The sequence below is a fragment of the Bacillus sp. PS237 genome, from assembly GCF_037963345.1.
Lineage (GTDB): Bacteria > Bacillota > Bacilli > Bacillales > Bacillaceae > Bacillus > Bacillus subtilis.
Genome location: NZ_CP150156.1, coordinates 1,871,310 through 1,893,993 on the forward strand (window position 1 = coordinate 1,871,310; position 22,684 = coordinate 1,893,993).

Consider the following 22,684-nt stretch of genomic DNA (forward strand, 5'->3'; position numbering starts at 1 on the left):
AGGAAGGGTGATAATGATGGGGAAAACAGATATTAATGTGAACTGTAACAACGTTTATCCTTCTGAGCAAGGAGTCAGTTTTAATATTTATCAACCATGCAATGGAGTTAAACGTGTCTATTTCGAAGAATTTTCTTGTCCTGTTGGAGAATACCAGATTCAAATTGAAAGTTATACTTCTCCACCTTGCGTAATGTTTGTTATAGTTGAGTTTAAAAATGGGAAAGTAATTGAAAGACCTGTTAATCAAACGAGTGGTAGTTTTACTCTTGTGGCTAAGGAAGTCAAAAAGGTTTCAATTAAAGGTGAAGGGAATTACAGTGGATTCTGTTATGGAAGCGGTTCTGTTGTAAAGCTATTCCACTTTAAGTGTGATGATAAACCTTGTGACAAACACAAACACCATGATGATTGTGACTGGAAACACCATGACAAACACAAACACCATGATGATTGTGACTGGAAACACCATGACAAACACAAACACCATGATGATTGTGACTGGAAACACCATGACAAACACAAACACCATGATGATTGTGACTGGAAACACCATGACAAACACAAACACCATGATGATTGTGACTGGAAACACCATGATAAACACAAGCACCATGATGATTGTGACTGGAAACACGATGATAAACACAAACACCATGATGATTGTGACTGGAAACATCATGATGACTGTGACAAAGACAAAAAATCTGATAAGGATTTTAAAAGGAAATTACTACTAAATCTTCTAACCAATCTTGACATTAATGTGGACGTTGACTTGTTTAATAAAGGAAAAAAAGACAAAAAAGATCGTAATGATCATAAGCGCCATGATGATTGTGACTGGAAACATCATGATGATTGTGACTGGAAACATCATGATGACTGTGACAAAGACAAAAAATCTGATAAGGATTTTAAAAGGAAGTTACTACTAAATCTTCTAACCAATCTTGACATTAATGTGGACGTTGACTTGTTTAATAAAGGAAAAAAAGACAAAAAAGATCGTAAGTAAAATTTGAATTTGAACTAAGAATGGGAATGGCCGACTAAGTAAAGTTATTAAATATAATATATTATATTTAGATGATTTTAATCAAAGATGGAGACACCTGCTACAGTGAAATTTGTCCTTTGGTTGGTGTCCATTTTTTATTTGAACGGAGAGACACGGGGAAATTGGCAGGGAAATGGCGGCTTTAAAATCTTATATTAGTTGATGACATTATGAGAAGAGGTGCAACATATTTGCGCTTAGATCAAAAAGACATGTATTAAAGTAGGGCGCAACTAGATGGGATAAGGGAGGCTTTGCGGAAGGTAGTAATGGAAAAAACCAAGTTATAGCTCATCTGTTTATCAAAATGGATGAGCTTTTTTGTATAAGTAAATGTACAAAAGTGATATCTATATTTAAAATGTAATAATAAGAATAGCAGATAGGTGGTTTGTCTTGTGGATGAAAAGAAAAATGCTTTAATAATTGTAGATGTGCAAAAAGCCTTTGATGACAAAAAATGGGGAGAGCGAAATAACCCAGAGGCGGAAGAAAACATTAGAAAGATACTAAAATTTTGGAGAGAAAATGGATGGACGGTAATATACATACAGCATACTTCTGAAAATCCTAGTTCTGTATTTTATCCAAAGAATGAGGGGTTTGCTATAAAAGAAATAGTAAAACCTATTGGTGAAGAGGTGATTATAACCAAGAAAGTAAATAGTAGTTTTATTGGTACTAATTTAGAAGATTTCTTAAAATTAAATGGAATAACAACTGTAGTGATAACTGGTTTGACTACGCCTCACTGTGTATCAACAACTACAAGAATGAGTGGCAATTTAGGATTTGATACATACCTGATTTCTGATGCAACAGCAGCCTTTGGTATGAAGGATCAGAATGATACATATTATGATGCGAATACTATTCATAATGTATCTATAGCCACATTGCATGATGAGTTTGCCACAATATTAACAACAGAACAATTAATAAACCATTTTATAAAAATTCTCTAATTAAAATAATTTTGGCACAAATTTGGCACTTTAACGGCACACCATTTTGTTTTAAATAAGGTATTATGGTAATAGGTTATAAACCGACAGACGCTTTCCCAATCGGGAAGGCGTTTTTAATTGAATGTAGACTACAATTAACAATATAGATAGGTTCTTTTAGAACCTTTTCAATATAGCTTGATTTTTTGTCGCATTGAACATAATTTATAATTTACGTATAATGTTCCTTATAATTGACAGAATGGAGAAAATAGAAATGTCTAATTATGAGGATATGTTTTATGAGTACTATGAAAGCCTGGTAGATGATGTTGATTTATTAAATATAGACTTTTCAAAAGCACCATATATAAAGATTTTAGATGAAAGTATAAATATTAATTTAACTGTTAATCTTGAAGAGCTTGGTTTATGTGATGATAGATTAAATTATCATAAAATAAATAGATATGATTTTAAAGTTCTGAATAAGCGCTTAAATATATGGAGAAATAAGGGTTTTCATATTAATGATTATTGTGAGTTTTTCATTAATGATAGTTTTACTGACTTTGCCTTTAATATTAGAGAACATAATGTGAAAGTTGGTAGACCAAGTCGGATTTTTCAGTTTCTTTTCAATGATGTCTTAGGGTATAAAGGAGTTAGTGATGGATGGGATGATATTACAACCATTTCTATCAACAAAATAGATCTCGGCTCAATAGATACAATTATGGAACGAGCAATATTTGAGCTTAGTCATGCGGAAGATAGAACAACACAATTATATTATCCTGAAATTTATCATTTTACAGAACATCCTATAGTTATTGAGCCTTATCATGCAAATGATGAGGTTCTTATAAAAGATTATTCTAAAGGTGAATATGAGGAAGTTATAAGATTTTATAATGAAGGTCGTAGAAAAGAAGAGCCTTTATATTTCTATAGGGTCTTAGAATACTTTTTTTACATTAATTTAAAGAATCAAATATTTGATCATGTCGGAACTTATAATAAAGACGGAAATGAATATTTTTTCATGAAAAATATACAAAGCATTTTTACGAAAAAGGAGGAAACCCTTCTTACTCATTTATTAGAAAATCTAGAAATTGATCAGGATATTGAATTTGCCTATAAAGAAAACTTAATTAAAGAAAACAACAAAGGCATTTTTATTAAAGCTTTATATGAATTTAGAAATAGTATTGTACATTCAAAATTTGACTTTAGAACAACAATTAATTTCCCTGAGTATATCAATCGAAACGGAAGTTCTGATAATAGTTGGTTATATATCTTGGAGTCACTAGCGAAAAAATGTATAGGTAAGTTCTGTTAAAAGCATCCAGTGGGGTGCTTTTTTATATTCTCTGTAAACTGCTTCCGGTAAATCTCGGGGAGAACTATTGGCGGTTAACGACTTGAGTTCGGCGGCAGTTTAGAAAGAATATAAGGAGGGAACATCACGCATGAAACCATTAGGTGAGCTGGTAATCAACACTAATATTGAAATTGAAGGCGGTAAGAAACGTACTATGTCAACACGTGTGAGTGATCGGGATGTAGTGAGAATCAGTGCTGAAGAACTTGAGGAAGAAACTTGCAATGATTCAGTAACGAAAGAATCAATAAAGGATGAGGGTTATGCCCTTTAAGCCCCTAAGAATATGCGCCGCCCCTGGGTGCCCCAGCCTCACCCGTGGCCGGTACTGTGATGCACACCAGACACAGCAACAAGAAGAAACAAAACATTACAACAAACATTCAAGAAACAAAACAATAACAAGTTTTTATAAATCAACAGATTGGAAACGAACAAGACAACTTGCATTGATACGAGACAATTATCTCTGTCAGCATTGTTTGAAAGATCATTGTTTTACTCCGGCTGACATGGTGCATCACATTGTGGAAGTAAAGGAAGATTGGTCGAAAAGATTAGACTTGGACAACCTTGTAAGCCTGTGTAACACCTGTCACAACAAGGTTCACGGGAGTAAGGGCAAGTGACCCTACCCCCCTATCCAAATCTCTGGAAAGGAAACGTTTGGAGAACGGCGCCCCCTCTTCTGCAAACAAACACCGCTTTTCAAAGTTCCGGAAAAACAAAATACCCTCCCGGCGAAATTGCCGAGAGGGCTTGGTACGACTGGTTTTGTTGTTAATTCCATCGTATCACGATTGGTGAAAAAAACAAGCAAAAAATGCAACTTTTTTGATGTGAAATGAGGTGAGAACATGCCGAGACCTGCAAAATCCGCGACGCTTCAATTGATACAGGGCAACCCAAATAAAAAGAATACGGAAGAGCTGGCCGCCAGGGCTGAGCACGAGAAGAAAATGAAAATGCGATCCGATAATATAAAACCGCCAACGTGGTTGGATAAGGTCGGGAAAAAAGAATTCAAACGGGTTGCTGCTCTATTAACAGAAGTTGAAATCATCACGGAAGCGGACATCAGCATGTTGGCTGCCTATTGTAATGCATATTCGCAGTATGTATCAATTTCTAAAATCATTGAAGAAGACGGGATCATGGTCCATACAGAAGGAAAAGACAAAGACGGCAATCCAATAAAGCTTGTTGGTGAAGAACATCCTTTGTTAAAGCGGCAAAAGAATTATTTTGATCAAATGAAATCAGCAGCGAATGACTTTGGCCTTACACCGTCTGCTCGTGCAAAACTTGCTATCACCCGCACGCAAGAGGAGCGGGAAAAGACGGCTGCCGAAAAGGAGTTTAAAAACGTATGAAGACAATCAAACAGTTTCTCATTGATTACTCGCGCGAAGTGATATCGGGTGAGATTGTGGCGTGTGAAAAACACATTTGGGCCTGCGAGCGTTTTTTAAATGATGTGAGTCGGGAAGGCACAAGAGAGTTTCCTTATGTGTTTGATGATGAAAAAGCGCGCCGGTTCCTATACTGGATGACCCAGTTTAAACATACGAAAGGACCTCTGCAGGGGGAAAATATTGTACCTGAGCCTATTCAAATATTCATCTTTGGCAATGTGTACGGCTGGGTGCATAAAGATACCGGCTATCGCCGATTTAAAAAAGTCTATTGGCAGGTAGGTCGTAAAAACACCAAAACGCAGAGCCTGGCTTGTGTCGGTTCTTATGAAGCAATGGCAAACGATGAATATATGTCCGAGGTTTACATTGGCGCCACAAAAACGGAACAAGCAAAAATCTGCTGGAATGAAATTAAGGCGCAGATTATGCAAGCTGACCTTTTGAACAAGCCGGAGAAAAAATATCGAATTGCATATGGGAAAATCGAGCATCCAAAAACTCAATCTAAAATCGAGGCGCTTTCCAAGGATGCTGGCAAAACAGGGGATGGTTTTAACCCGCAATGTGGCATTATCGACGAATACCACGCTCATAAAACCTCAGAGATTTATGATGTCCTGGCTTCCGGTATGGCTGCCCGTGCTCAGCCATTGATGCTGATAATTACTACAGCCGGATTTGAATTGAATAATCCTGCTTATCGTGTTGAATATGATTACGTGTCTCGCATATTGGACCCGAATAAGGTGGAACAAAATGAACAGTACTTTGTGATGATCAATGAGCTTGATAAAGGTGATGACGTCAAAGACGAAAAGAACTGGATTAAAGCTAACCCGATTGTTGCGGCCAATGAGCATGGATTGAATTATTTGCGCGGAGAGTTGGAGGTCGCGCTTGCCGTCCCGGAGAAAATGCGGAATTTCATGACAAAGAACATGAACATCTGGGTTAACATGCGGGAGAACGGCTATATGGATATGCAAGCCTGGACAGATTGCGGTTCTGATAAAATCCCGGATTTGAAAAACCGAGAGTGCTATGTCGGCATTGACTTATCAAAAACAATTGATTTAACGGCAGCATCTTTTATTTTTCCGTTAGATGACGGCAGTTTTGCTGTAGAAAGTCACGGATTTATGCCGGAGGATACATTCCATGAAAGAATGAAGACAGATAACGTCCCTTATGATCTGTGGAAAAAAAGGGGATGGCTAACAACAACAGATGGTGCAGTTGTTGACTATGACTATATCAGGGCTTTCATCAAAAAAATGGAGAAACAAAATGGGTGGAAAATCAAGGAAATAGGTTATGATCCATACAACGCCACGCAGTTTGCTCAGCAAATGGAAGCGGATGGATACACAATGGTTGAAATACGGCAGGGCGTAGCCACGTTGTCCGAACCAACAAAAGATTTTAGAGCTAAAGTGAAGGCGAAAAAAATCATTCATCCTAAAAATGATTTGTTAACATGGGCGATGGGTAATGCGGTAACAAAAGTAGACGCCCAGGAGAATATCATGCTTGATAAATCCAAATCAACTCAGCGTATTGATCCGGCAGCAGCTTTAATTAATGCGTATGTGCGCGCTTCTCAGATTAATAATGAAGTTGATTTAAATGCTTATATTCAGTCAGCTTCTTTCTCTTTCTAAAGGTGGTGTATGAGTGAAGAAAATATTAAAGGGCTTTCTACTCTTTTTGAATGATTTTCTATTTATCATTGGAGCTGCTTTTATTCTGACTGCGGCATATCGCTTGAACGCAAACATCGGTCTTATTCTGACGGGTGTCTTTTTTATGTTTTATGCTGCGCTTTTAAGCAAGAAAAGGGGTGATTAATTGTTTTTAGAAGGATTGTTTTCAAAAAGATCAAACGAATCTGACCCCTGGAACCTTGCTGATCCACCAGAGTGGATAGTTGATATGTTTGGCGGGTCCAAAACAGCAAGCGGTGAGCGTGTAAGCGAAGCTACTGCACTGGTTCATCCTGATGTGTTTTCCTGTGTGAATGTCTTATCCGATGATATTGCTAAACTTTCGATTCATACATTCCAGAAGGTTAATGGAAATATCGAGAGCGGGATGCAGCATCCGATTGCTTCATTACTTTATCTTAAACCGAATCAATACATGACAGCTTTCACTTGGAAAAAGCTCATGATGACCCATGTTTGTACCTGGGGCAATGGATATTCGTATTTAAAGCCTGATAAAAATGGTTTTATTACTGATTTGCTACCGTTAAATCCGGCCAATACTCATCCCTATGTGGACCCGAATACAGGAATTTTGTGGTATGAAACCATCATTAATTCAAAAAGAGTGGAATTGTATGCTGACGAGGTCTTGCATTTTAAAGGTATGACTGAGGACGGGATTAACGGTAAAAGTCCAATAGGCGTTATAAGAGAGCAAGTCGGAGCTCAATCAGCTGCTACAAAATTTAACGCGAAGTTGTATAAGAATGATGCCACTCCCAGGGGTATTCTGAAAGTGCCTACCCTGTTAGAGGAAGGCGCGAAGGACCGAGCAAGGAGAGAATGGGACAGGGTAAATGCAGGGAGAAATATTGCCATTATTGATGCCGGGCTTGATTATCAATCAATTTCAATGCCATTGCAAGAGGCGCAATTTGTAGAATCAATGAAATTTAATAAAGCTCAGATTGCCTCTATTTTTAAAGTCCCTTTGCATAAGATCAATGAGCTCGATCGGGCGACGTTTAGCAATATCGAACACCAATCTATTGAATATGTAAAAAATACACTTCAGCCGTGGTTAGTATCGTTTGAACAAGAGTTCATTACTAAGCTGTTTACCGATGATGATATTAAAATGGGGTACTATACCAAATTTAATGTTAATAGCGAATTACGTGGTGATGCAAAATCAAGGGCTGAGTATTACGAAATTATGGAACGGATCAGCGGTTTGAATATTAATGAGATCCGAGCATTAGAAGAGAGAAATGCCATAGAAAATGGAGACCGTCATCTTGTTTCTCTCAATTACACGTTCTTAGATACGCTTGAGCAATATCAAATGAGTAAAGCAAAATCAGTTAAAGGGGGTGAAAACAAAAGTGAACAAGGAAGTACGTCATCTGACAACGAAAATTGAGTTGCGCTCTGCCGGTGAAGGCGAAGAGAAAAGGCATTTTATTGAGGGATACGCTTTGAAATTCGAAAAATGGTCCGAGCCGTTGGGAGGATGGTTTAAAGAAATCATCAGCCGGAACGCCCTGGATTCTACAGACCTTTCTAACGTAGTCGCGCTTTTTAATCATCGTCAGGATTATCCCTTAGCGAGAAATACCGTTTCTGAGGACGTAGGGAGGCTTGAGCTAGAAACAGATGCAATAGGTCTCAAGTTCCGTTTTATCCCTACAGACACGTCGTATGCGAAGGATTTAATGGTGAATGTTAGAAGCGGAGTCGTTAATCAGTGTTCTTTTGCTTTTTCTTTGGATCACAGAAATGGAGAGCCGGATGAGTGGCAGCATAATGATGAAGAAGGAGTTTATGAACGGCGAATCAATGCTATAGATAGAATCTTTGATATATCGCTAGTCACAACACCTGCATATAGCGATACGGAGGCTGTTGTTAGTGAACGAAGCTTGGCTAAAGTGGAGCAGTTGAAAGAAATGCGTGCTGCCCCAATTGAAAAATTAAAAATGGAGCTTGAACTTTTAGACCTGACAATTTAGGTCTATTTTTTATGTCCAAATTCAAGGAGGAAATACGAATGACAGTTGCTATGACGAAAAAAGAACGTGAATTGAGACAAAAATTCACACAGAAAAAACAAGAGGCATCCAATCTTTTAAATGAAGGGAAGTCCGAAGAAGCCCGCAGCATGCTTGATGAAGCCAAGGCGCTGCAAAAACAAATCGAGCTTATGTCAGAAGAGCGTGGCTTGGAACTGCCGGCATTGGGTGAAGAACGAAAATTTGTACCAGAATTCGAACGAAAGTCCGATGAAGAACCCGAACAGCGCGATATTTTAACTGCTACAAAAGAGTACCGGGATGCTTGGTTTAAAGTGCTGACCGGACGCAGCCATGACCTTGGTGAAGAAGAAAGAAGCATGATGCAGCGTGTCCTAAAAGAAAATCGTTCGTTGTCTTCTGGAAGTGACAAAGACGGGGGATACACAGTACCAGACGATATTTCAAAAGAGATTTTGAAATCAATCCAGGAGTTAAACTCTGTTAGGAACCTGGTTCGCGTTGTACCAAAAACTGCTCCGTCAGGGAGTTACACTGTCAGAAAAGGTGTAGCTGGAAAACTCTATAACACGGCCGAGAAAGAACAAATCAAAGAACTGAAAAACATGGAATTTGATCAAATCTGGTATAACGTGAAGAAATTCGCCGGATTTATGCCTGCGCCTAGCGAGCTCTTAAATGATTCATTTGTAAACTTTGTCCGCGAGATCGTGGACTGGCTTTCTGAGTCTGCTATCGTAACAGAAAATGATGAAATCTTTTACGGAGTAGGCGGCGAGAAGAACGTTGAAGGAATCATTTCTAGCGGGAAATTCAAATCAATCAAGGCACCTTCTCTCATCACTATTAAGTTCTTGCGGAAAGTCAAAAACCAGATTAAACGTGGGTACCGCAAAAACGCAAAATGGGTGATGAACACAGAAGCGTTTGAAACGCTGGCAAACATTGAGGACAAAAACGGCAGAGGTATTTTGGCTGAAGACCCTAGAAATGAAGACAATTTCCTTCTGTTCGGCCGTCCAGTTGAAGTCTATGACGAAATTGTTACTGACGAAAAGACACAAAAAACACACATTCTATTTGGTGATTTCAAACGTGGATACTTTATGTTCGATCGTCAAAAGTTCGAAATTAAGTCAACTGATGTGGGCGGGGATGCTTTCCTTACTGATCAAACATATTTCCGAGGTATTGAGCGTTTCGACGGGAAAGTTGTTGATCCAGAAGCTGCCGTCATCGTTACTGACCTTGTTGTCGGAGAAGAGGCACAAGTGGAAACACCATCGACTGAATCTGCGGACTTAGGTAAATAAAAAACGAAAGGATTGATTTAACATGGCAGATTTTTTAAATGAAAGTAACGGAGCAAAAACATCAGCAAGAGACAACGGATCAGGGGAACCGATTACGGATGTCTCTATCGCGGACAACAGCGAACAAAATCCTCTCTATGTAAAAGGCCTTCAAGGCGAACCCGGGCCTCAAGGCCCTAAAGGGGATACCGGTCCGCAGGGACCAAAGGGAGACAAAGGAGATACTGGTCCTCAAGGTCCAAAAGGAGATGCTGGCCCACAAGGTGAGCCAGGTCCCCAAGGTCCAAAGGGTGATCCAGCTGTTATCGGCGAAAAATCTATTGTACATGAAATGCTGGGAGAAAAATCAGTCCGCAGCATTAACATTGGAACGGGCAGCGTTATGATGGATCACTTAAATAGTGAAGTGAAAAACGTATTAGATGGGCTACAAAAACAAATTGATGAGCTGAAACCGAACACTTCTGCTGAATGAAAGACAGGTGATGTCGAGTGACAGAAGAAGAGAAAGTTGAATTAGAAAAGGCAAAAAAGTTCCTCCGGGTTGATGGTGATCTGGAGGATGATTTGATTTTAGACTTTATTGCATCAGCAAAAGAATACATTGCTTCGGCTACTGGTCTTACATTCCCGAATAAATCAGCCAGGGCGGCAATGTGTGTGAATGCATTCGTTGCTCACTGGTATGAAAATAGAGAAATTGCCGGGACAACTTCTAACTTGGACGGAGTGCTGACTACCATGATCAATCAGCTCAAATATACATTGCCGGAGGCTGCTCCTAATGTTGAATGACATGAGATATCGTATTCAATTTCAGAAAAAGAAGCCTGCTGGCCGCCTGCCTGTGGATGGAAAGGACAGCTGGCAAACGGTAATTGAATGCTGGGCTAAAGCTGAAGGTTTAAAAGGCCGAGAATATTATGCTGCGGCTGCGATCCAGAAGGAAAAGACAGTGGAATTTACAATTCGTCATCGCGAAGACATAGACGAGCATATGCGAATCATCTTTCGTGAAAAAGCTTATGAAATTGAGTCGATCTTGCCTAACTATTCGCGTCGGCACTTCATTACAATTAAAGCAAATGTGGTGAGCTGATGAATTTTGAACTGGAATTAAAGGGTTTTAAAGAACTGGAATCTACATTCGCAGACTTAGCCCGCAAGGACGAAAAAGTCCATAAAGCAACCGTAAAAGCAGGCGGTGCTGTATTGGCGGAAGTAATCAATGATAATGCTCCGCGGTCAGCTATTGGGGGTAAGCACCCTCACATAGATGAGGACATTATTGTAGGAAATAGGATAAAGCGAGATGAAGACGGAGAAATATATGCGGTTGTCGGCCCAACAAAGGACACTAAATTCCGTGTTCACTTGCCGGAGTTTGGGACCATTCATCAGGCAGCAAATCCTTTTATTCGAAACAGTATGATCCAGGCGAATGATAAGATGCTTGATGCTATGGAAAAGGTCGTAAAGGCGGGGTATAAGCTATGAGTCTTTTAAACCTCATTGAAAGATCAATGCAATTAAAGGACAAGATATTTGAAGCGCTGGAAACCCATCCGGCGCTTTTATTATTGATTGATCCTGCAAATATTTATGAACTGGCCGTACCAGAAGGGATTGAAAGTTCTCCTCCTTACATTGTGGTTCAGGAGATAGACTACAGGACAACTAAATGGGCTGATGGGAAGCCGATACAAGACAGCGCCGTTTATCAGATCGATGTGTACCACAATAGTTCATGTGATCCTATTTTTGCCCCTATTGTGGAAGTAATGGGCGGCATGGACTTTCAGACAACTGTCCCAATCAATGAATTTTTACAAAAAGAACGTCTTATTCGAAAAGGATATCGGTTCGAGGCGAACATTTTACTATAATTGGAGGTTTTAAGATGCCTGAATACAGTTCAGTTACAGGTTTAAAGAATGTGAAATTCGCACCCTTAAAAAAGGTGGGGGGATTTTTTGTTACCACGGAAATCCTTGACTACGAATTTGCAATCAATATGAAAGTTGAAACAGAAACATCCACAGAAAAACAATATGCGGATGACAAACTTGTCGATCTTGCAGTTTCAACTGGTTCAACTAAATTAGACATTGAAATGCGGGATCTGCCAATGGAGATTCTCTCTAAATTACTTGGAATTGAACAAGATGAAAACGGATTGTATTTGTTTAAGAAAAATATCATTCCTCCTTGGGTTGCTATGACGTTTCAAGGACCTAAAGCAAACGGCAAGTCCCGTCATGTGGGCTTGGTAAAAGGGAGGTTCTCTTTACCGGGTGATGAATGGAAAACAAAACAAGATAAAACGGATTTCCAAACGATCAAACTTTCAGCCGAATTCGTAGATAGAGAGCAGGACGATGTGTTTAAAATCGTTGCGGACGAAGATGGGGAGAAATTCGATCTAGATCATTTTTATAAGGCAGTTTTTGGGGATGCCTATCAAAATAAACAAGACACAGAGGAAAATGTAAGTGCTGATCTTGGGAAATAAAAGGGGAGCTGAAAAGCTTCTCTTTATTCAGATAAAATCTATTTAACGAAAAGGAGGAGTCATTATGGCTCAGAAACATATTTCTATCAAATTGTGGTTTGAAGATGAAAAAAAGTTTAAAACTTTTATTGCACCGCGAACAAATACTAAGACACTTCTTGAAGCGCTGAGATTAAATGCTGAAGCGGAAAAAACATCAGATAATCTTGAAAAGAGCATCAAAACATTGGAGAAACAAATCCAGTTTATTGTGAAAATCTTCCGTGACCAATTCACTTATGACGAGTTCACCGAAGGGCTACAATCATTTGAAGTGACAAAAGAAGTCAGCCGAATTCTCTCAGAGGTAGCTGGATACAAAGAAATTGAGGAAATGGATCAAGATTTTTTGCAGGAGAAGACGGAGAAGAATACACCTACGAACGAGGAATCCAGCAAATAAATGAAATTTATTCCACACTGCTTGAACAAGGGTGGAAAATGACTGAAATAGATAACATGGACATTTACCATTACTTAGAGGTTTTGGCTGAAAAGAATAAGCCGAAAATTAAGACGGTAACAATTGACCAAATCTTTTAGACAGGTGCTCACCTGTCTTTTTTTTGTTGAGTTTATGCCAGGAAAGCGGGGTGTTTACATATGGCTCAACCAATAGGAAATATGGTTGTTAAAGTAGGTCTTGACGATACAGGTTTTAATCGAGGTATTGAAGGCCTAAAAAGGCAAATGCGCCTGGCAAACTCAGAAATGAAGGCGGCCGGCAGTATTTATAAAAATACCGGTAACCAAACGAAACTCCTTCAGTCGCAAATGGAAGGCCTAAACAATAAATATAAGATTCAAGGCCGTTTAGTTCAAGAACACCGTCAGAGATATGATGAATTGGCGCGTCAAAAAGGAAAGGACAACCGCGAGACACAAATCCAAGCTCGGCGCTTAAATGATGCAATAGCTGTTCATCAAAATTTAGGAAGAGAACTGCAGCAAGTCAGCAAAGAATATGATACCTTGTCAGGAAACACTAGCCGGGCTGCAAGTGTTTTCTCTGTCTTTAAAAAGGATTCACAAGAAGTATCAAAAGAATTAAAGGCTGTCTATAATTCAGCGACTGAAACAGGGAAGGCGCTGACAGCTATAGGGGCGGTTGGAGCCCTTGGCATAGGTGCAACTGTTAAGGCTGCAGCCAGCTTTGAAAAGGAAATGAGCCGGGTTGCAGCGTTAGCAAATGCAACGGATGACCAAATGGCCGCGCTTACTGAAACTGCCCGTCATCTTGGGGCCGTAACACAATACACTGATGGGCAAGTAGCTGAAGGGATGCAGTATTTAGCGATGGCCGGTTATAAAACCAATCAAATCATTGGTGCAATGCCTGGTTTATTGGCAACTGCGGCAGCTGGACAAACCGATCTAGGTGTCACAGCTGATATTGTTTCAGACATCCTAACTGAGTTCCATATCAAAGCAGAAGACACAAACCGTGTTGCCGACGTTATGGCCTATACGTTTACCAATTCGAATGCTACTCTCCAAGAGATTGGGCAAACCATGAAATATGCGGCCCCGGCGGCAAAAACTGCGGGCGTAAGCATGGAAGAATTGGCCGCGGCAACCGGCATCATGGCGAACAGCGGAATTAAAGCTGATATGGCCGGAACGGCATTAAGGTCTACACTAACCCGTTTGGCTGCGCCTCCGAAGCCAGCAGCATCCGCAATTGAAGAGTTGGGGCTTAAAGTAACGGACTCAACCGGGAAAATGCGACCGTTAGCTGATATCATGGGACAAATCACCGAGAAAACGAAAGATTATACAGAGACGGAAAAAATCCGGATTGCCAAACAGCTTGCCGGCCAGCATGCTCTTTCAGGATTCATTACCTTAATGCACGCTGGAAAGGATAAACTCCAAGACTTTACAAAAGAATTGGAAAACAGCGGCGGCACAGCTGAGAAAATCGCTGATAAGCAAATGGACAACCTGGCCGGTTCATTTGAATATCTAAAGTCGGCCACAAATAACGCTGTTATTACACTTGGAAATCAATTTATCCCAGTGATACGTGCTACAACAGACGTTATTACAAGTGCTGTCACATGGTTTGATTCCTTGCCTTCTTCAGTCGCAAGCACAATTGCCATTACAGGTGCAGCGGTCACTGTGTTCTCGCTCTTGGGCGGTGCGTTCCTGCTCACATTAGGTTCTATTCCTAAAATGGCTGCAGGGTGGAATATGCTTCGCACAGCTGGTGCGTATTTAACTGGAAATGTGAACCGTGTTTCTACGAGTCTAACCGTTTATTCTGCTGAGGCGATTGCGGCCGGCACAGCTTCAAGAACAGCGGCAGCGGGGATGAGTGCCACTTCAACAGCTGCTGCAGTAGCATCCACAAGAATGGACCGTTTCCATCAAACCTCTGCACTTGCCACAACCAGGGTAGGCCGGCTTGAACAAACGACAACCAGAAGTGCAAGAGCGATGAGTGGCCTTAGCGGCGCTTCACGTGTGGCTGGTCTTGGCCTGAGCTTGTTTGGTGGACCAGTTGGAACGATCGCCGGACTCATCCTTTCTTTTGCTCCTGAACTGATCAAATTCGGTTCAGGGATCGTAAAAGCTGGAGTGAATGCAGTAAAAGGCGCTGGCGGGTTTATGCAGCTTGCGAAAAGTGGGTTCGGTCTTTTTAACATTCTAAAAAAAGGTGCCGGGATTGTCGGGCTTTTGCGCGGTGGGCTCAGTTTGCTTGGTGGTCCAATCGGAATAGCTGTTACTGGTGTCACCCTTTTAGCTGATGCAGGATTTAAGTATTACGACAACTTGAAGAAAAGGGTGCTGCCGGCGACTATCGACTTTGGCGATAAGGTTTCTGAATCCACTTCGAAAGCGATTAATGCTTATGAAGATATGAACACCAAAGTCGGTGCCAAGCTAAATTATTACTATTTAACAAACAAAAAGATCACGAAAAAAATTGCTGATAACATGTCCAGTGAGTATGAAAAGATGGGCCAAACCATTCTTGATGGCTATCAAAAGAGCACTGATAAATCTTTAAAAGTGTTAAGTGATTTTTATGCTTCCAATAAAGAAATGTCAGAAAAAGAGAAGACAGAAACATTACAGAATATCAAAGACAACAATAAGGACAAGCATAAAGAAATATCCGGGTATACCAAGCGCATCAAAAAGATTTGGGAAAATGCTGCTAAAGATCACCGAGATATTACAGATGACGAACGTAAGGAAATAGAACAGATTATTAAGAAAATGAATAGCCATGTTGAATCTGCTCTTACTAAAAGTAAAGAGGAGCAGACAATTATCGCCGGAAAATTAAAAGACAACAAAACTCAACTTTCTGCAAAAGAAGCAGCTGCCACAGTTAAAAACAGCAAAAAAGCAAAAGACAATGTGGTCAAGAATGCTGAAAAGCAATATAAAGAAGTAGTGAAAAACGCTGATCTAGAGTATTACGTCAAGGGTTCTATCACTAAAAAACAACATGATGATACAGTTAGCTCTGCGAAGAGTCAAAAAGATCAGGTTGTGAAACAGGCTGAAAAAACTCATAAAGGCGTTGTAAGTGAAGCGAAACTGCAGGCTGCCGGGCATTTAGAAGAAGTAGATTGGGAGACAGGGGAAGTGCTCGGAAAATGGGATACTTTTCTCGTTGATCTAGCAGGTGTTGTTAATAAAATTACCGGCGGAATCAATACTGTTCTTGAGTTCATGCACATTCCCACCATTCCTGAATGGAAGCCTAAAGGGTACAGCGGAAATTCTGAAATGCAGGTAGCGCCAGGCAGGGCCTATGCTAAAGGGACAGACTTTCACCCAGGCGGAAGGGCGTTAGTCGGTGAAGAAGGTTTTGAACTTGCTCATACACCAGGCATCGGAACGTATGTGGTTGGAATGGGCGGCCCGCAGGTTTGGGATCTACCGCGTGGTACATCGGTTCTCCCACACAGTCAGTCAAAAGAAGTTATGGCAACTGGTCTTCCTGGTTATGCAGGAGGTGTCGGGAGCTTCTTCAAAGACGCCCTTAATGGCTCCAAGAAGCTTGTGAAAGGAGCGATTTCAGCAGGGAAGGGCGTTGTCAATAAAGCGAAAGATGTTGCATCGGGTGCTATGGAAATGATCTTGAATGGCCCCGAGAAAATGATTAAGAACTTGTTTAAGGGCTTTATCCCTTTTAAGTCAGGCAAAGGTGTGGACTCATTAGGAACTGGAATCCTCCAAACATTGAAAAATGGGGCTGGTCAGTTTTTAAAAAGCATTCTTCCGGATGCCGGGCTTTTCACAGCAGATGCTTATAAGGGAGCGACAGGGTCTGCCCAGGTTCAAAAATGGGTAGCGGAAGCTGTTGGCATTGCGGGCGTACCATTCTCATGGGTTCCTGGCTTGATTACCATCGCAATGAAGGAGTCTGGTGGAAATCCCAATGCAATAAACCTTACTGACTCAAATGCAAGAGCCGGCCATCCTTCTCGGGGGCTGATGCAGACCATCCCGAGTACATTTTCATCCAATGCGTTTCCTGGACACAATAACATTTTGAATCCGGTAGATAACATTTTGGCTGCAATCAATTACATTAAAGGTCGCTATGGGGATATTTCCAATCACCCAGGATTGAAGTCAATGGCTCGCGGCGGCCCGTATGTGGGATACGCAAAAGGAGGGACTTCACCGGGGCGCGGCGGCTCTAAATGGGCGATTCTAAACGAACGGGGCTTTGATGAAACTACGATTACAACAGACCCGACGTATCGGGAACGCAACATCGGTTTATGGGCGCGTGTAGGCCGTGAGCTGGGTGTTCTTCCGTCACTTCAACAAGGGATGATTTCAAAGGCCCTTGTACTGCTTCAAAAAGCTTCAATGACTAAAGCCGAGGCAGCGCCGCAACCCAATGTGAATGTTGACATGAGCCGTGTGGTTGAGAATCAAGAGAAGCAAATTAGCATGATGAGCCAGCAAATAGATGCTCTTCAGCAAAACATTCAGCTTTTGCAGCAGCTTGTTTTGAAAGATAATCACACGTATATAGACGGAACTAGAGTTGATCAAACCAGTGCGGACCGATATAACAAAAAACGTTACAGAAACGGGGGTAAGCCTGCATGGTAAAACTGTTTATTGATTTCAATAACGGACTAGGGGAGCAGAGCCTTGACAGCTTACTCCCTCAATTTGAAGTATTAAGCTTTTTGCCGGAAGCTCCAAAGATTAATCGGGAAACAATTTCGATCCCTCGGCGGCACGGACTGATTTTGCCGCAACATCCACGAGATGTGACTTACGCGGAAAGAAAAATAGATGTTGAAATTTATTTGAATGCTCGCATACATGAGAATTTTTATATGTATCGGCATCAGCTTTATGCACTGCTGGTTAAGCCGTTCCCTTATTATATTTCTTCTGATCTTTTGCCGAATCGCCGTTTCTTAGTTACCTGTGATGGTAATTTCAGTATTTCAAAAGAGAAGGAGAAAACTTATAACGATTTTTCTGTTGAATTTACTAATATCACAGGCATGGCAGAGTCGAAATATACAACAAAAACGGCTCAGAATCTTAACGGTGAAAATTGGAATCACGGGATGAATCTCCGATCGGATGATAACTTGGACTATTATTTTAAGAACAAAAAACGATTCTCTGTTTTTAATGCAGGAGATGTGCAAATCAATCCACTTGATCATGACTATAACGTTATTTTGAAAGCTGCAGGCAAAAATATCACTTTAATCAATCATACAAATGGTGAGAAATTAACGATTGAGCAGGAAATCCAAAAGACACAAGAAGTCTCTTTCTTGAAACAGTACACCATAATCAATAACAAACCGATTAAAACATCTGGCCGTCTGCCGAGTCTTGAAATTGGATGGAATGAGTTTGAAGTTCAGAATACAAACGACTTCAACATTCAATTTGATACTCGGCTTTATTATTTGTAAGAGGTGGTGGTTTGGTGGCTAAAGAGGATTTCATAAAAGAAATAGCTGTCGATGCTCAAATCGTTTATAAAAATCATCATATCCTTGCATCGCTAATTATTGCGCAAGGGTGCCTTGAGAGCGCATGGGGAACAAGTGAACTTGCGACAAAAGGACACAACCTATTTGGCATGAAGGGCGAATATAACGGACAATATGTCACTATGATGACATGGGAAGTGATCAATGGTGAAAATGTTCAAGTGCCAGCGAAATTCAGGAAGTACCCTTCATGGAAAGAGTCGATTGAAGACCTGGCTAACTTGTATCTCAATGGTGTAAGTTGGGATAAGGACCATTACAGGGCAGTTGTCGGAGAAACGGATTATCAAAAAGCTACGGCTGCCCTCGTAAAAGCTGGATATGCAACTGATCCAAATTATGCAACAAAGCTCAACAGCATTATTTTCACATACAAATTAACCCAATATGATACAACTGAGGGGCTGCCCGATAATCCTGATGAACCAAATAATCCTGATCCGACCGTAGACCTGCCAAGTAAAGAGTTTGACGGAAAAGACATAACGCTAAATATGAGCCTTCCTAAAGATGTATATTTTCCTCAGTTACATGTCGCAAGTCAGGATGATACACAAGCTATTGAAGTTATCGGAGCTGATCCGGACTTATTAGACGATACGACAGGGAAAAAGGATATTGAATTTACGATCACGCGGACAGATGATAATGGCACCGAATATGACTTGCTTGTGAATGACAATATTCTTTATCTGGATGAGAAAAAATTCAATCATCAAAAGTATTTCATCACAGATATTGAGATTAACCAGGAAGGGATGCTCTCTAAAAAAGTAACAGCAAGCCACGTTTTTGTTGTAACGCTGAATAATCACTATGTAGAAGATACAATCAGTGGGACGTTTACCGTCAGGAAGATGCTTGATTTTGTTTTTAAAGGCACAAAATTAAGGTACATCTTTAAGGACAAAGAAAGTGAGTTCTCTAGCGTTGAACAGGAGAATTTTGGAGATAGATTCGGAAATGAGCTAATGGATGAAATTGTCGAAGACTATGGTTTGGAGCTGGACGTTGATAATTATAAAGTCTATGTTTATAAGAAAATGGGAAAGCGAATAAATCATACACTTGATACTCGTTATAATATGCCTGGTATCACAATCAAAACCTCTTCTCAAGGGTGCTCTACCAGAGCGAGGGGTTATGGTGCAATTAAAGAAAACAGCAGCACCGACAGCAAAAAAACGGAGTATGTTTTTGCCCCTGTATTGTACAAGCATCCAGATGAAGATAAATTTTTGATTGATGGTATGCCAAGATGGGCAGAACCATTGAGGGATGAAAAATATAAAAAAGAGTCCAGTATGTTGGCAGCTCTAAAAAAGTATGTTAACCCATATCCACAGACGGAAATAGAAGTGGATTATGAATATATCTACGAGCCGAAGCTTTTGAAGATACAAGAAGATTTTTGGAAGGGAGACACGCTTCACATATTGGCTGATACCTCATATGGTGTCACCTACGAAGATGATGTCCGGCTTTTGTCGATTCAATATAAGCCGTTGAATCCTTACGCAAAACCTACATTGACTTTTGCTAACTTCCGAAAGGATATACAAGATATCCGGATGGAACAAGAAAAAAGATTAAAAGACCAAAAACGCTACATGCAAAAACTCAGAATGATGATCTAAGGCACTCTTTCCAGAGTGTTTTTTGTTTTGTCCAGAAAGGAGAGTGATCTCATGGCATTCAGGTTAATTAAAGATTATGATACAACCCGAAATGCAAGATATATCGCACAGCAAAGAGCAGATACAGAAACTATAGAAGATGGGTTGAACAGTCTTGATGATGCGATTAAAACGCATAAAACGTCTCAAACAGCTCATACTTCCGATCAAATTACCCATCAAGGTTTTTCTCTCCGAACCTATATTGAAAGCCTTTATAATCGTATGCGTAATTTGATTCTTAATGCTGACGGAACAAATGTAAAAGAGGTCGTCGATGCCCGTGTTGATACTGACGGCAATATTGCGCCCTTATTAAAAGAACGGCTTGACCGTGATTATATGAGATTGAATAAGCGAATAAAACGTGTCGTACATGTGGATGATTATGGTGCAGCAGGGGATGGGGTAACAGACTGTTCCGAAGCGATTATGAAAGCCATGGGCAATGGTAAAGTGAAAATTAAACTGGGGCCAGGTGTCTATGTTGTTCGCGGTGTAAAGCTAAGAAGCAACGTCATCTTTGAGGGAGACGGAATGGATATTACCACTCTTATTCTTCATGATGAGACACCGTCAGATGAATGGGTAATTACGAACGCTGATCATCAGGGCGGTAACAAAAATATCGTAATTCGTGATATGACACTTGATTGGAATCGTGAACGGCAAAATGGAACCATGAAAGCCATGGGTGGAGTAAAATCCAGCTGCTTATTGTTAGCACAGGTAAAAAACGCTTGGGTTCAAAGAGTTCGAACTGTAAACCCGGCGTTGCATGGAATCGATATTTCCGCACCTACTTACGATATTTCGGATAGTGACTACACTAAAAACGGTTGTGACTCAATTTGGATTGATGGATGTATTTGTGAAGGATATGGAGACGATGGAATTACAACTCATTACAGCAAAAATATCTTCATCACAAACAATAGGTGTTTATATCCTTCTGGAACAGCCCATGCCCTTGGTAAAGCCAATTCAAATGGTATTGAAGTAGATGACGGCTCTAAAGACGTGTGGTTATTTAACAATTATACGGAAGGGAATGTCCGTGGGGTGGAAGTAAAGGCACATGCGAAGTGGCCGGCACCTTCTAATGTTCATGTTTACGGTCATCAATCATTCCGTGATGTGAGAGCGTATGACCTTCGTCATATCGGACATCATTATGCAAATGAGCCCTGGAGCGAAACAGCAAGAGATGTCACTTTAGTAGACTGTACAGCTAAGGAGCCGATATTCAATGATTTGTACGCTGGGCTAGAGCCGAAAGCGCTTGTGATTTCTGCTTATCAGCGTGTTACAGTACTGGGCTTTACAGCACTTGGTGATCCTACCTATGACTATAAAGGGACCCCAGTTATCGCCTTCCAGTATAAAAGCCGCAAGATTAACATTAATGGTTTGAACATTTCTGGATTTGCGAAGGCGGGTTCGGATGTCCGTATCTATGGCGGTGATCAAAGAACAGATGATGTTCGTATTTCAAATTTCACCATTCATGATTCAGCTCCAGAGGGGATTTCCATCGGCGGCGGAGTTTACTATGTCACTTTAATGAACGGTATTGCTCATACAAGAGGCGGCAGTATAGGAATTTCGTCACCAAACAACCAGGCTGATATAACAGCAGTACGGGCTGTTGGCTATACTAATGCGGCTGTTTTAGCAGGTCAAAAATATAGTTCGGTACCTACTAACATAAAAGGCGGCTTCCGGGCTGCTGCCAAATCGGGATCACCTCTAACGGATACAAGTGCAATCATAGCTGGATCGGGAACGATTATCGCGAAGGGCGAGCGGAATTTCATTGCTGGCGTTGCTGGTGGTGCAACGACGGAGGGTTCGCGGAACGGCGTAATGTTCTCATGGAATTCGCACACGACCGGAGACAGCGGATCAACTGGCGTTATGTTTTCGAAGAACGTAAAGAACAGCAAGGAATACACGCTTGCCTTGGGTCACGGCAACGGTAATCCGTCAGAAGCAAACAAAAAGATTGAGCTGGATGCGAAAAATGGAACTGTGCGTGCCACAAGCCGAATAGAAAGCGTCTCAGACCTTAAAGACTTCGCGGAATACTTTGAGTCAACTGACGGCCAGAAAATTGAAGCCTCCTACCTTGTAGCTTTGGAAGGTGAAAAGATTCGGAAAGCCGACGTTGGCGATAAGATTCTCGGTGTCGTATCGAAGACGGCCGGGCTTGTCCTCGGCGGTGCTGCTTTCGATTGGAAAGACCGGTACTTGAGGGATGAGTTTGGCGACATTATTTATCGAGAGGTTTATGACGGTGAACGGGTTATAACGGTTCCGGCGGAAAATCCAGACTATGATCCTTCAGAGGCTTATAAACCTCGTGAAGAGCGAGACGAGTGGCATGTCATCGGTCTAATTGGTCAGGTGTTTGTTCGTATTGATTCCACAGTCGGGGTAGGCGATAGCGTATCTGCTATTAATGGAGTAGCGACAAAATCTGAGTCCAATGGATACGGCTCTGTCATGAAAATTGAAATGCCATATGACGAAGAAAAAGGCTACGGAGTAGCAAAGATGATCGTTACACCGCAGCATTAAGGAGG

Annotated in this window: 22 protein-coding genes; all 22 read left to right on the top strand. The window is 40.8% G+C overall.

Annotated elements, in window-relative coordinates:
* Positions 1–13: 13 nt before the first annotated feature.
* The 22 genes from NST22_RS09450 (at position 14) to NST22_RS09555 (ending at position 22,679) form a co-directional block, all read left to right on the top strand.
* Positions 14–1,018 carry a hypothetical protein gene (locus NST22_RS09450; protein WP_339232968.1) on the top strand — a complete coding sequence of 335 codons (1,005 nt, stop codon included), beginning with the start codon at positions 14–16 and terminating at the stop codon, positions 1,016–1,018.
* Between the two features lie 440 nt (positions 1,019–1,458).
* Positions 1,459–2,025, top strand: coding sequence for a cysteine hydrolase family protein (locus NST22_RS09455; protein WP_019846965.1), 567 nt, complete (start codon positions 1,459–1,461; stop codon positions 2,023–2,025).
* A 259-nt stretch (positions 2,026–2,284) separates the two neighbouring features.
* Positions 2,285–3,355: a hypothetical protein gene (locus tag NST22_RS09460; protein ID WP_019846966.1), complete on the top strand. Its 1,071-nt coding sequence runs from the start codon at positions 2,285–2,287 to the stop codon at positions 3,353–3,355.
* 130 nt (positions 3,356–3,485) lie between these two features.
* A complete protein-coding gene (locus tag NST22_RS09465; RefSeq protein ID WP_019846967.1) occupies positions 3,486–3,671 on the top strand; it encodes a hypothetical protein in 186 nt (61 codons plus the stop codon).
* A complete protein-coding gene (locus tag NST22_RS09470; protein ID WP_019846968.1) occupies positions 3,661–4,026 on the top strand; it encodes an HNH endonuclease in 366 nt (121 codons plus the stop codon). The genes NST22_RS09465 and NST22_RS09470 overlap by 11 nt, the downstream gene beginning before the upstream one ends.
* A gap of 228 nt (positions 4,027–4,254) precedes the next feature.
* Complete coding sequence (locus NST22_RS09475; protein WP_019846969.1) at positions 4,255–4,770, top strand: phage terminase small subunit P27 family; 516 nt, start codon at positions 4,255–4,257, stop codon at positions 4,768–4,770.
* Complete coding sequence (locus tag NST22_RS09480; protein ID WP_212033851.1) at positions 4,767–6,476, top strand: terminase TerL endonuclease subunit; 1,710 nt, start codon at positions 4,767–4,769, stop codon at positions 6,474–6,476. The genes NST22_RS09475 and NST22_RS09480 overlap by 4 nt, the downstream gene beginning before the upstream one ends.
* 13 nt (positions 6,477–6,489) lie before the next feature.
* On the top strand, positions 6,490–6,663 hold the full coding sequence (locus NST22_RS09485) for a hypothetical protein (protein ID WP_019712670.1): 174 nt from the start codon (positions 6,490–6,492) through the stop codon (positions 6,661–6,663).
* Positions 6,664–7,944, top strand: coding sequence for a phage portal protein (locus NST22_RS09490; RefSeq protein WP_169037525.1), 1,281 nt, complete (start codon positions 6,664–6,666; stop codon positions 7,942–7,944).
* A complete protein-coding gene (locus tag NST22_RS09495; RefSeq protein WP_019260075.1) occupies positions 7,907–8,533 on the top strand; it encodes an HK97 family phage prohead protease in 627 nt (208 codons plus the stop codon). Before NST22_RS09490 ends, NST22_RS09495 begins: the two co-directional genes overlap by 38 nt.
* A 38-nt stretch (positions 8,534–8,571) precedes the next feature.
* The gene (locus NST22_RS09500) at positions 8,572–9,867 is read left to right on the top strand and encodes a phage major capsid protein (RefSeq protein ID WP_019846972.1); all 1,296 of its coding nucleotides are present in this window, start codon (positions 8,572–8,574) and stop codon (positions 9,865–9,867) included.
* 22 nt (positions 9,868–9,889) lie between these two features.
* A complete protein-coding gene (locus tag NST22_RS09505) occupies positions 9,890–10,342 on the top strand; it encodes a collagen-like protein (RefSeq protein WP_019712666.1) in 453 nt (150 codons plus the stop codon).
* A 17-nt stretch (positions 10,343–10,359) separates the two neighbouring features.
* Positions 10,360–10,662 carry a head-tail connector protein gene (locus NST22_RS09510; RefSeq protein ID WP_019846973.1) on the top strand — a complete coding sequence of 101 codons (303 nt, stop codon included), beginning with the start codon at positions 10,360–10,362 and terminating at the stop codon, positions 10,660–10,662.
* Entirely contained in the window at positions 10,652–10,966 is a 315-nt protein-coding gene (locus NST22_RS09515; RefSeq protein WP_019712664.1) for a phage head closure protein, read from the top strand. The genes NST22_RS09510 and NST22_RS09515 overlap by 11 nt, the downstream gene beginning before the upstream one ends.
* Positions 10,966–11,364 (top strand): HK97-gp10 family putative phage morphogenesis protein, encoded by a 399-nt coding sequence (locus NST22_RS09520; RefSeq protein WP_019846974.1) that lies wholly within the window; start codon positions 10,966–10,968, stop codon positions 11,362–11,364. Before NST22_RS09515 ends, NST22_RS09520 begins: the two co-directional genes overlap by 1 nt.
* Positions 11,361–11,753 (top strand): hypothetical protein, encoded by a 393-nt coding sequence (locus NST22_RS09525; RefSeq protein WP_019712662.1) that lies wholly within the window; start codon positions 11,361–11,363, stop codon positions 11,751–11,753. Before NST22_RS09520 ends, NST22_RS09525 begins: the two co-directional genes overlap by 4 nt.
* A gap of 14 nt (positions 11,754–11,767) precedes the next feature.
* Positions 11,768–12,379: a major tail protein gene (locus tag NST22_RS09530; RefSeq protein ID WP_019712661.1), complete on the top strand. Its 612-nt coding sequence runs from the start codon at positions 11,768–11,770 to the stop codon at positions 12,377–12,379.
* Between the two features lie 64 nt (positions 12,380–12,443).
* Positions 12,444–12,821, top strand: a complete 378-nt coding sequence (locus NST22_RS09535; RefSeq protein ID WP_019712660.1) for a hypothetical protein — start codon at positions 12,444–12,446, stop codon at positions 12,819–12,821.
* 200 nt (positions 12,822–13,021) lie between these two features.
* Positions 13,022–17,509 (top strand): phage tail tape measure protein, encoded by a 4,488-nt coding sequence (locus tag NST22_RS09540; RefSeq protein WP_212033849.1) that lies wholly within the window; start codon positions 13,022–13,024, stop codon positions 17,507–17,509.
* Positions 17,503–18,342: a phage tail family protein gene (locus NST22_RS09545; RefSeq protein WP_019712658.1), complete on the top strand. Its 840-nt coding sequence runs from the start codon at positions 17,503–17,505 to the stop codon at positions 18,340–18,342. The genes NST22_RS09540 and NST22_RS09545 overlap by 7 nt, the downstream gene beginning before the upstream one ends.
* Before the next feature lie 14 nt (positions 18,343–18,356).
* Positions 18,357–20,060, top strand: coding sequence for a phage tail spike protein (locus NST22_RS09550; protein WP_212033847.1), 1,704 nt, complete (start codon positions 18,357–18,359; stop codon positions 20,058–20,060).
* 51 nt (positions 20,061–20,111) lie between these two features.
* Positions 20,112–22,679 carry a peptidase G2 autoproteolytic cleavage domain-containing protein gene (locus NST22_RS09555; RefSeq protein WP_019712656.1) on the top strand — a complete coding sequence of 856 codons (2,568 nt, stop codon included), beginning with the start codon at positions 20,112–20,114 and terminating at the stop codon, positions 22,677–22,679.
* The last annotated feature ends 5 nt before the right edge of the window (positions 22,680–22,684 follow it).

What these genes read in the sequence shown, in the direction of transcription:
- NST22_RS09450 (WP_339232968.1), top strand. Translation starts at nt 14, where the DNA reads ATGATGGGGAAAACAGATATTAATGTGAACTGTAACAACGTTTATCCT.
- NST22_RS09460 (WP_019846966.1), top strand. Translation starts at nt 2,285, where the DNA reads ATGTCTAATTATGAGGATATGTTTTATGAGTACTATGAAAGCCTGGTA.
- NST22_RS09465 (WP_019846967.1), top strand. Translation starts at nt 3,486, where the DNA reads ATGAAACCATTAGGTGAGCTGGTAATCAACACTAATATTGAAATTGAA.
- NST22_RS09470 (WP_019846968.1), top strand. Translation starts at nt 3,661, where the DNA reads ATGCCCTTTAAGCCCCTAAGAATATGCGCCGCCCCTGGGTGCCCCAGC.
- NST22_RS09475 (WP_019846969.1), top strand. Translation starts at nt 4,255, where the DNA reads ATGCCGAGACCTGCAAAATCCGCGACGCTTCAATTGATACAGGGCAAC.
- NST22_RS09480 (WP_212033851.1), top strand. Translation starts at nt 4,767, where the DNA reads ATGAAGACAATCAAACAGTTTCTCATTGATTACTCGCGCGAAGTGATA.
- NST22_RS09500 (WP_019846972.1), top strand. Translation starts at nt 8,572, where the DNA reads ATGACAGTTGCTATGACGAAAAAAGAACGTGAATTGAGACAAAAATTC.
- NST22_RS09505 (WP_019712666.1), top strand. Translation starts at nt 9,890, where the DNA reads ATGGCAGATTTTTTAAATGAAAGTAACGGAGCAAAAACATCAGCAAGA.
- NST22_RS09515 (WP_019712664.1), top strand. Translation starts at nt 10,652, where the DNA reads ATGTTGAATGACATGAGATATCGTATTCAATTTCAGAAAAAGAAGCCT.
- NST22_RS09520 (WP_019846974.1), top strand. Translation starts at nt 10,966, where the DNA reads ATGAATTTTGAACTGGAATTAAAGGGTTTTAAAGAACTGGAATCTACA.
- NST22_RS09525 (WP_019712662.1), top strand. Translation starts at nt 11,361, where the DNA reads ATGAGTCTTTTAAACCTCATTGAAAGATCAATGCAATTAAAGGACAAG.
- NST22_RS09530 (WP_019712661.1), top strand. Translation starts at nt 11,768, where the DNA reads ATGCCTGAATACAGTTCAGTTACAGGTTTAAAGAATGTGAAATTCGCA.
- NST22_RS09535 (WP_019712660.1), top strand. Translation starts at nt 12,444, where the DNA reads ATGGCTCAGAAACATATTTCTATCAAATTGTGGTTTGAAGATGAAAAA.
- NST22_RS09540 (WP_212033849.1), top strand. Translation starts at nt 13,022, where the DNA reads ATGGCTCAACCAATAGGAAATATGGTTGTTAAAGTAGGTCTTGACGAT.
- NST22_RS09545 (WP_019712658.1), top strand. Translation starts at nt 17,503, where the DNA reads ATGGTAAAACTGTTTATTGATTTCAATAACGGACTAGGGGAGCAGAGC.
- NST22_RS09555 (WP_019712656.1), top strand. Translation starts at nt 20,112, where the DNA reads ATGGCATTCAGGTTAATTAAAGATTATGATACAACCCGAAATGCAAGA.